Raw genomic sequence first — 8,592 nt, forward strand, 5'->3', positions numbered from 1 at the left:
CTCCGGCATGCCGACCTCAGCCCTTCTTCAGGCGCCGCCGCTGACCCGCCGGCGGCCGCAGAGCGCTCGCCCGGCCCCGGCGCCTGCCGGCCCGATCATCCGCGCCCGCGGCCTCACCCGCCACTTCAAGACGCGCGCGGGAGTGGTCGAGGCGGTCCGCGGGCTCGACCTCGACGTCGCCGAGGGTGAGCTCGTCGCCTTCCTCGGCCCCAACGGTGCGGGCAAGTCGACGAGCCTGCGCATGCTGACGACGCTCCTGCGGCCGACGGTCGGCGAGGCGAGGGTCTCCGGTCACGACGTCGTGCGTGAGCCCGACGCGGTGCGACGGCGCATCGGCTACGTGGGCCAGGGCAACGCCGCGGGGCCGGCCCAGCGCGTCCGCGACGAGCTCGTCACGCAGGGCCGCTGCTTCGGCATCGGCGCGCGCGAGGCGCGCGCTCGCACGGAGGAGCTGCTCGCCGCGCTCGACCTCGAGCCGCTCGCCGACCGCAAGGCGAGCACGCTGTCGGGCGGTCAGCGCCGCCGGCTCGACGTGGCGATCGGGCTCGTGCAGCGCCCGCCGGTGCTGTTCCTCGACGAGCCGTCGACGGGCCTCGACCCGCAGATCCGGGCAACCCTCTGGGAGCACATTCTGCGCCTGCGCGCCGAGCACGGGATGACCGTGTTCCTGACGACGCACTACCTCGACGAGGCCGACACGATGGCCGAGCGCGTGATGGTCATGGACCATGGGCGCGTCATCGCGGACGATACGGCCGACCGCCTGAAGGCCGAGCTCGCCGGCGACTGGATCGTGCTGGGCGCCGGCGACCGAGGCGACGCCGAGCGCCTCGCCGCCGCCGCGCGCGAGGTGGTGCACGTCCGTGAGGTGCGCGTCGATGACCACCGCCGTCGTCCGCGACACCGGGACCGTCCTGCGCCGCGAGCTGCGCCCGACGCTGCGCGACCCGTTCTCGCTGATCTTCAGCATGATCCAGCCGCTGTTCTTCCTTGCCCTCTTCGGGCCGCTGGTCGTCGGCGTCACGGGCCTGGGCGAGCAGGCCTCGCTGCAGTGGTTCGTGCCGGGCATCCTCGTCATGTCGGCGCTGTTCGCGGCGTCCATGACCGGCTCGAACCTGCTGCTCGAGATCGAGTCCGGCTCGCACGAGCGCATGCTCGTCACGCCGCTCGAGCGCCCGGCGCTGCTCGTCGGCCGCGCGCTGAAGGAGATCCTGCCGGTCGTCGTCCAGTCGCTCGTCGTCGTCGCGGTCGTCATGCCGTTCGGCTTCGACCTCGAGCCGGCCGGCGCGCTCGGCCTTGTCGTGATCGCGCTCTTCGCGGTCGGCCTGGGCGCGCTGTCCTACACGCTGGCGCTTGCGGTGTCCGACCAGCAGTGGGTCTTCTGGGCGGTCCAGCAGACGCTGCTGTTCCCGCTCATGCTGCTGTCCGGGATGCTGCTGCCGATCGAGGACGGCCCCGCCTGGCTGCGGACGCTCGCGGACTTCAACCCGCTGAAGTACATCGTCGACGCCGAGCGCGCGCTGTTCGCCGGCGAGCTGACGACGACCGCCCTGTGGGGCGCGCTCGCGGCGGCCGGCGTAGCGGTGGCCGGGCTGGCGATCGGCGTGCGCGCGATGCGCCGCGCGACGGCGTGACGCGCCGCTCAGGCGGCGGCGGCCGGCGCCTTGCGCACTCAGTAGCCGAGGGCCGCGCCGTCGGAGCGCGGGTCGGCCGCGCCGGCGAGGACGCCCGTGTCCTCGTCGGCGACGATGACCTGGGCGTTGCCCATGGCCGGGGAGAACGGGTCGACCCGCTCGACCGCGTGGCCGCCGGCCTCCAGGAGCTCCGGCAGCCCGTCGCGGTCCTCGGCGAGGACGGTGGCGCGCTCCGGCGGGGCGCCGAGCACCCAGCGCGGCGCGGACACGGCCTCGACCGGATCCGCGCCCCGCCCGGCGAGCGCGCTCAGCAGCTGGACGTGGACCTGGGTCTGTGCGTGGCCGCCCATGCAGCCGAACACGGCCGCCGTGCGCCCGTCCTGCAGCGCCAGTCCCGGCGCGAGCGTGTGCATCGGACGCCGGCCGGGGCGCAGCGCGTTGACGTGGGCGTCGTCGAGCGAGAACGAGCGCCCGCGGTCCTGGAGGAGGATGCCGGTGCCGGGCACGACGATCCCGCTGCCGAAGATGTCGAAGACGCTCTGGATGCACGACACCGCCGTGCCGTCCTCGTCGACGATCGCGAAGTGGACGGTGTCGCCCGCCGGGGTCGCGGCGGTCTCGGCCGGGCCGCAGGGCTCGTGCTGCGCGCCGCGCAGGAAGCGGAGGTCGAGCAGTTCCTGCGGCGTGCGGCGCATGGACGCCGGGTCGGCGATCTCCCGGTCGCGCACGGCCATGAACGTGCGGGCGGCGGCGATGCCGGCGCCCGCCCAGGCCGCGGGCGCGTCGGCGCCGCTCAGCCCGGCCGCGCCGATCAGCGCGAGCCCCATGAGCGCCGTGATCCCCTGTGAGTTGGGCGGCATCTCCTGCACGTCCCATCCGCCGAACGGCGCGGTCAACGGCTGCACCCAGTCCGACGCGTGGGCCGCGAGGTCGCCCGCGTCGAGCCACCCGCCCTCGGCGGCGATCGCCGCCGCGATCGCCCCGGCGGGCGCCCCCGTGTAGAACGCGCCGGGGTCGCGGGCGATGGCGCGCAGCGTGCCGGCGAGGTCCGGCTGGCGCAGGACGTGGCCGACGGCCGGAGCGCGCCCGCCGGGCAGGAAGATCCGCGTGGCCTCGGGCCGGGCGCGCAGCACCTCCTCGCTGCTGCGGATGTAGCGGGCGAGCAGCGGAGTGACCGCCAAACCGCGCTCGGCGGCCTCGATCGCGGGGGCGATCAGCCGGGCGAGCTCCGTGCGGCCGAACCGCGCGTGGGCGTCGCGCCATCCGCCCACCATGCCCGGCACCGTCACGGCGAAGGGCGAGCGCGGCGTGATCTCCGTCAGGCCCCGGTCGAGCAGGTCGCCGGCCGCGGCGCCGGCCGGCGCGCGCCCCGAGGCGTTCAGCGCGAACGTCGCGTCGCCGCGGGGGCGGATGAGCCAGAACGCGTCGCCGCCCAGCCCGCACTGGTTCGGATGCGCGACGGACAGCGCGGCGCCGACGGCGACCGCCGCGTCGACCGCGGTGCCCCCGGCCCGCAGCACCTCCAGCCCGACCGACGACGCCCACGCGCTCGGCGTCACCACCATCGCGCGGGCGCCGAGGACGAGCGGGCGCCCGCTGGCGATGCCGGCCGACTCGAAGTGCGCCAGGCGGCTCACGGCTCGGCTCGTCTCAGCTCGGCTCGGTCGCCGGGTCGGAGGACGGGCGGCGGCGCTCGCGGTGGTGGGCGAGCTTCGACGGCCACCAGATCGCGGGGCCGATGTCGAGGGTCAGCGCCGGCACGAGGATGGAGCGTACGACGAGGGTGTCGAGCAGCACGCCGAACGCGATCGTGAAGCCGAGCTCGGTCAGCACGACGAGCGGCAGGAGCGCGAGCAGCGAGAACGTGCCGGCGAGGACGATGCCCGCGGACGTGATCACCGCCCCCGTGACGGCCAGCCCGCGGATCATGCCGTCCCTGGAGCCGTGGTGGTGCGCCTCCTCGCGCACCCGGGCCATGAGGAAGATGTTGTAGTCGACCCCCAGCGCGACGAGGAAGATGAACACGAGCAGCGGATAGGTCGAGTCCAGACCGGCGAAGCCGAAGACCTGCATCGAGACGAAGCTGCCGACGCCGAGCGCCGCGCCGAAGGACAGGATGACCGTCGCGATGAGGATGAGCGGTGCGGTGATCGCGCGCAGCAGGGCGACGAGGATCAGGAAGATCACGATCAGCACGATCGGGACGATGACGCGGTTGTCGCGCGCGGCGGCGACGTTGAAGTCGCGCTGCTGGGCCGTCGGGCCGCCGATGAGCGTCTGCGGCCCGCCGGCCTCCTTGGCCGCGTCGCGCAGGCTCGGTATCTGCTCGAACGCCGCCTTCGAGTACGGGTCGGCGACGAGCGTGAGGTCGAAGCGGGCGCCGCCCGCGCCCCGCTCGACGGGCCCGAGCTGCGCGACCCCCGGCTGCTTCTCGAGCGCGCTGCGCACGGCGCCCACGTGGGACGCGTCGCCGACGATGACGTTCGTCGGCGCGTTGGCGCCCGCCGGGAACGCCTCGGAGAGCAGCTTCTGGCCGGCGACCGAGTCCACCGAGTCGCGGAAGCCGTTGCCGTTCGTCAGGTCGGTGTTGAGCTGGGTCAGGCCGAGGCACAGGACGAGGAGGCCGGCGGTCGTCGCGATCCAGACGACGCGCGGGCGGCGTGCGATGCGCTCGCCGGTCCGCCGCCAGAAGCCGTGGGTCTCGTCGGTGCCCTCGTCGCCGACGTGCGGGATGAACGGCCAGAACGCCCGGCGGCCGGTGATCGCCAGCAGCGCGGGCAGCAGCGTGAGCATGCTGAGCATCGCCAGCGCGATGCCGACGGCGCACACCGGCCCGATGCCCGACGTCCCGTTGACCTCGGCGAGCATGAGGACGAGGAGCGCGACGATCACCGTGCACCCGGACGCGAGCACCGCCGGGCCCGCGCGCCGCATGGCGAGCGCCGCCGCCTCGTGCTTGTCGTCGTGGCGGCGCAGCTCCTCCCGGTACCGGGAGACGAGCAGGAGCGCGTAGTCGGTGCCCGCGCCGAAGACGAGCACGGGCAGGATGCCGCCCGTCTGCCCGTTGACGGTGACGCCGAGCTCCTCGAGGCCGTAGCCGACCCCGCGCGCGGTGATCTCGGCAAAGATCACGGCGGTCATCGGGATCAGCCAGAAGATCGGGCTGCGGTAGATGATCAGCAGCAGGACGAGGACGAGCAGGGCGGTGCCGAACAGCAGGGTGCCGTTGATGCCCGAGAAGACCTCGATCGCGTCGCGCGAGAATCCCGCCGCGCCGGTGACCTTCACGTCGAGTCCGTCCGGGACGTTGCGGTAGGCCTGGGTGCGGACCCCGTCGACGGCGTCGACGAGGCGGTCCGACTCGCCGTTGGGCTTGATGGGAGCGACGAGCAGCGCCGTCGTGCCGTCCTGGGACACGATCGGCCCGCTGAACCCGCCCGTGGCGACCGGGGGCTTGTCGTCGAGCGCCTGCTTGTCGCCGGTGACCTTGCGCAGGTCGTCGCGCGTCAGGCGGCCGTCGCCGGCGCGGTAGACGACCACGACCGGCGCGTTGTCGCCCGATGGGAAGCGCTTCGTCTGCTCGAGCGCCTTGACCGACTCGGCGCTGCCCGGCAGGAAGCTCGACTGCTCGTTCTTCTGCCCCTGCTCGAACTTGCCCGCGAACGAGGCGCCGATGCCGGCCAGGACGATCCAGGCCGCGACGACGACCCACTTCATCCGGCGCCCGGTGGCGAACGTCAGCGCTCTCGACACGTTGGGAACGGTACGGACCCGCGCCTTCCACGGTTGACGACTGCGCGCCGGTTTCGTGACGACCTACGATTTGAGTTTTTCTCATATCGGATACGGTCCCGTCCTCGACCCGACCCCGCGACGAAGGTGACCATGGCCCGAGAAGACGCATCGATGTTCTGGCCCGAGCACTTCAAGCTCGGCCTCTTCCCGCCCAACGTGTCGGGCGGCATGGTCTCGACGGCGGCCCCCGAGCGCTGGGAGGCGACGTGGGCCGACAACCTCGAGCTCGCCGTCGCCGCTGACGATGCGGGACTGGACTTCCTTCTCCCCGCGTCACGCTGGATCGGCTACGGCGGGCGCAACGGCTTTCAGAAGTCGGTGCTCGAGACCATGACCTGGGCCAGCGCGGTCCTGGCCCGCACCCGGCGCATCACGGTCTTCAGCACCGTCTACGCACCGCTGTTCCACCCCATCATGGCGGCGATGCAGATGGCGACGGCCGACCAGGTCGGCGCGGGGCGGTTCGGCCTCAACCTCGTCTGCGGGTGGCGCCCCGACGAGTTCGCCATGTTCGGGATCGGGAGGGAGTGGCACGACAGCCGCTACGACCGGGCGGCCGAGTGGATCGAGCTCGTCCGACGGCTCTGGTCCTCGGAGGAGCCCTTCGACTTCGACGGCGAGTACTACGTCGCCAAGGGAGCGCAGGGGCACCCGAAGCCGTACGGCGGCACCCAGCCGCTCGTGATGAACGCCGGCTACTCGCCCGCCGGACGCCGGTTCGCGGCACGGCACGTCGACTTCCTGTTCACCAACGTGTTCGAGCTCGACGAGCGCTCGGTCCAGGAGCTGCGGGACTTCCGCGCGCTCGCTGCCGACAGCGGCCGGCCCGACACGTCGGTGTGCGTGACGCTGACGATCGTCAGCCGGGAGACCCGCGCTGAGGCGGAGGAGTACGTGCACCACTACGCGGTCGAGCACGCCGACTGGGAGGCCGTGGACATCCTCACCGAGCGCATGGGCGTGATGGTGCCCGAGGGCCGCGAGGAGGCATGGCGGCGGAACATGTCGGCGAGCTCGGGCCTGGGCCTGGTCGTCGGCAGCCACGACGAGGTGGCCGACCGGCTCGCCGCGTTCGCCGAGGCGGGCTACGCCGGGGCCGCGGTGGGGCTCGTCAACTACCTCGACGAGCTGCCGGTGCTGCGCGACGAGATCCTCCCGAGGCTCGAGGCCCGCGGGGTGCGCCGCGCGGCGTGAGACGCGGCCGGGTCAGCCGCGGATGCGGGCCGTGAGCAGCCGCTCGGCGAGCGGCGCGTCGTGTGCGGCACAGGCGGCGCGCAGCTCGTCGAGCGCACCCGTGTCGTCGTCGGCGGCGCCGGGACGATCCCGCCCCGCGTGCAGCTCCGCCCGCGTCCACACGGGGCGGATGACGGTCAGCAGACGTGGCGCGCCCGCGGCGCGATAGAGCGTGAAGTGCAGCTCCCGGCGCGCCGCGCGGGCGCGACGGGCATCGCCCGCGGCGACGGCCTCGGCATGACGCTGCACCCACCCGCGCGCCAGCGCGTCGTCGGCCGGCGTGAACGCGCGCGCCGCATGGCCGGCGACCACCGGCTCGAGCGCGAGCCGCGTGGTCACGAGGTCCGCGAGGTCCTCCGGGGACGGCTCGACCACGCGTGCGCCCCGGTTGGGGACGTGCTCGACGACGCCGAGCGCCTCGAGCTCGCGCAGCGCCTCGCGCACGGGGAAGACGCCGGTCCCCAGGAGGTCCGCGAGGCGCTCCAGCCGCAGCGGCGCGCCGGGCTCGAGCTCGCCCGACAGGATGCGCTCGAGCAGCTCCGCGGCCGCCCAGTCGCGGTGCGACGCCGGGCCGGCCGACGTCCCGTGCGGCGCGGCTGCTCCGCCGGGCGCCGGGGACGCGTCGGGCGCCGGGGCCGCGCCGAGCGCCGGGGCCGCGTCGAGCAGGCGCTCGAAGAAGTCGACGAGGACGCCGAGGTGGCGGTCGAGCCGGCGAACCGCCTCGTCGGCATCGCGGGCGACACACGCGTCGAGCACCTCGCGGTGGCCGCTGTAGTCCACGTCGATGCCGGGATGGCCGACGAGGATGCGCGCCAGGTAATGCTCCATGCACTCGTGCGTGACGTGCAGCGACCGCGAGAGCCACGGCGACTGCGCCGCCGCGTAGAGCCCCTCGTGGAACTCGGTCGTGACGGGGACGAGCGTGCGCAGCTCGCCGGCCCGGAGCGCGCGCTCCTGCTCCATCAGCGCGGTCTCGGCTCGGCGCGCGTCGGCCGGCGTGAACCGCTCGGCCGCCCGGCGGATGGCGAGCAGGCTCATCGAGCGGCGCGCCGCCGCGAGGGGCGCCAGCTCGGCCAGGCTCAGCTCGCTCACCCGCGCGCCCCGCTGCGAGACCCGCACGATGAGCCCCATCGCCTCCAGTTCCCGCAGCGCCTGGACGACGGTCGCCACGCTCGCGTGCTCCTCCCGGGCGATGTGCGCGACGAGGAGGCGCGAGCCCGGCGGCCGGTCGCCGAAGATGATGGCCTCCCGCAGGCGCGTCACCACCTGCCGGGTGGATCGGCGCCGGCGGCTGGGAGCGGACGTGCTGGCGATGCGGGCGAGAATACCGGCGCGCACCCCCGGCTCACGCGGGCCGCGGGCTCGACGCTGGAAGTGTCGGCGGGTTGACAGACGCGGCGCGGACGTCGTTCGAGGATGGGCCCATCCAGTCAACGGTCCTACGGGAGGACAACCGTCATGTTCCGCCGTCACCTGCAGTCCGCCGCCACCGTCACCGCCATCGCCGCCGTCGCGCTCAGCGCCACGACCGGCATCGCCTCCGCCCGCGGCACGTCGTCGGCCAAGGCCCCCGGCGCCGCGGGCGTGAAGGGCGCGAAGCTCCATCGCGGGATGGTCGGCGGAACCACGCTGCCCCCGCACATCTCCGTGGGGACGACGTCCGTCGCACTCGAGGCGTTCCCGGCCGGCGGCAAGGGAAGCGGCACCGAGGAGGAGTGCGAGAAGTGGACCATCTGGCTGCGCGAGGACGCCGGGGCCATCGACGCCGCCACGACCACCGTCGACATCATCAACGCGTCCGACGAGCTCAAGGCCGACAAGGACGCGGCGATGGACGCCGGCTGCGCCGTCATCGACTAGGGCCGGCCCGTTGCTCCGCCGTCCCCTCCACGCCCACCCGTGGCGGCCCTGAACCGGCCGTGAATCTCGA

General features: G+C 74.1%; 6 protein-coding genes and 1 pseudogene. 4 read left to right on the plus strand and 3 right to left on the minus strand.

Features of this window, described 5'->3' with window-relative positions:
- Positions 1-94: 94 nt before the first annotated feature.
- Positions 95-880: pseudogene (locus DSM104329_RS29065) on the plus strand (ABC transporter ATP-binding protein); the annotation flags it as partial.
- On the plus strand, positions 879-1,634 hold the full coding sequence (locus tag DSM104329_RS10530; RefSeq protein WP_259315391.1) for an ABC transporter permease: 756 nt from the start codon (positions 879-881) through the stop codon (positions 1,632-1,634). The pseudogene DSM104329_RS29065 and the gene DSM104329_RS10530, both read left to right, overlap by 2 nt.
- A gap of 38 nt (positions 1,635-1,672) precedes the next feature.
- On the opposite strand, the gene DSM104329_RS10535 is transcribed toward DSM104329_RS10530, so the two are convergent.
- Both DSM104329_RS10535 and DSM104329_RS10540 read right to left on the minus strand, forming a co-directional pair.
- Positions 1,673-3,271 (minus strand): gamma-glutamyltransferase family protein, encoded by a 1,599-nt coding sequence (locus DSM104329_RS10535; protein ID WP_259315392.1) that lies wholly within the window; start codon positions 3,269-3,271, stop codon positions 1,673-1,675.
- Between the two features lie 13 nt (positions 3,272-3,284).
- A complete protein-coding gene (locus tag DSM104329_RS10540; RefSeq protein ID WP_259315393.1) occupies positions 3,285-5,387 on the minus strand; it encodes an MMPL family transporter in 2,103 nt (700 codons plus the stop codon).
- Positions 5,388-5,519: 132 nt separating this feature from the next.
- On the opposite strand from DSM104329_RS10540, the gene DSM104329_RS10545 reads away from it, so the two are divergent.
- Entirely contained in the window at positions 5,520-6,623 is a 1,104-nt protein-coding gene (locus DSM104329_RS10545) for an LLM class flavin-dependent oxidoreductase (RefSeq protein WP_259315394.1), read from the plus strand.
- A 12-nt stretch (positions 6,624-6,635) separates the two neighbouring features.
- Here DSM104329_RS10545 and DSM104329_RS10550 read toward each other — a convergent pair whose 3' ends face one another.
- Positions 6,636-7,925, minus strand: a complete 1,290-nt coding sequence (locus DSM104329_RS10550) for a GntR family transcriptional regulator (RefSeq protein ID WP_259315395.1) — start codon at positions 7,923-7,925, stop codon at positions 6,636-6,638.
- 195 nt (positions 7,926-8,120) lie between these two features.
- On the opposite strand from DSM104329_RS10550, the gene DSM104329_RS10555 reads away from it, so the two are divergent.
- Positions 8,121-8,522: a hypothetical protein gene (locus DSM104329_RS10555; RefSeq protein ID WP_259315396.1), complete on the plus strand. Its 402-nt coding sequence runs from the start codon at positions 8,121-8,123 to the stop codon at positions 8,520-8,522.
- Positions 8,523-8,592 lie beyond the last annotated feature (70 nt).

The organism is Capillimicrobium parvum (assembly GCF_021172045.1).
GTDB lineage: Bacteria > Actinomycetota > Thermoleophilia > Solirubrobacterales > Solirubrobacteraceae > Capillimicrobium > Capillimicrobium parvum.

Excerpts from the sequence above, each read along its gene's own strand:
- DSM104329_RS10530 (WP_259315391.1), top strand. The coding sequence starts at position 879 with ATGACCACCGCCGTCGTCCGCGACACCGGGACCGTCCTGCGCCGCGAG.
- DSM104329_RS10545 (WP_259315394.1), top strand. The coding sequence starts at position 5,520 with ATGGCCCGAGAAGACGCATCGATGTTCTGGCCCGAGCACTTCAAGCTC.
- DSM104329_RS10555 (WP_259315396.1), top strand. The coding sequence starts at position 8,121 with ATGTTCCGCCGTCACCTGCAGTCCGCCGCCACCGTCACCGCCATCGCC.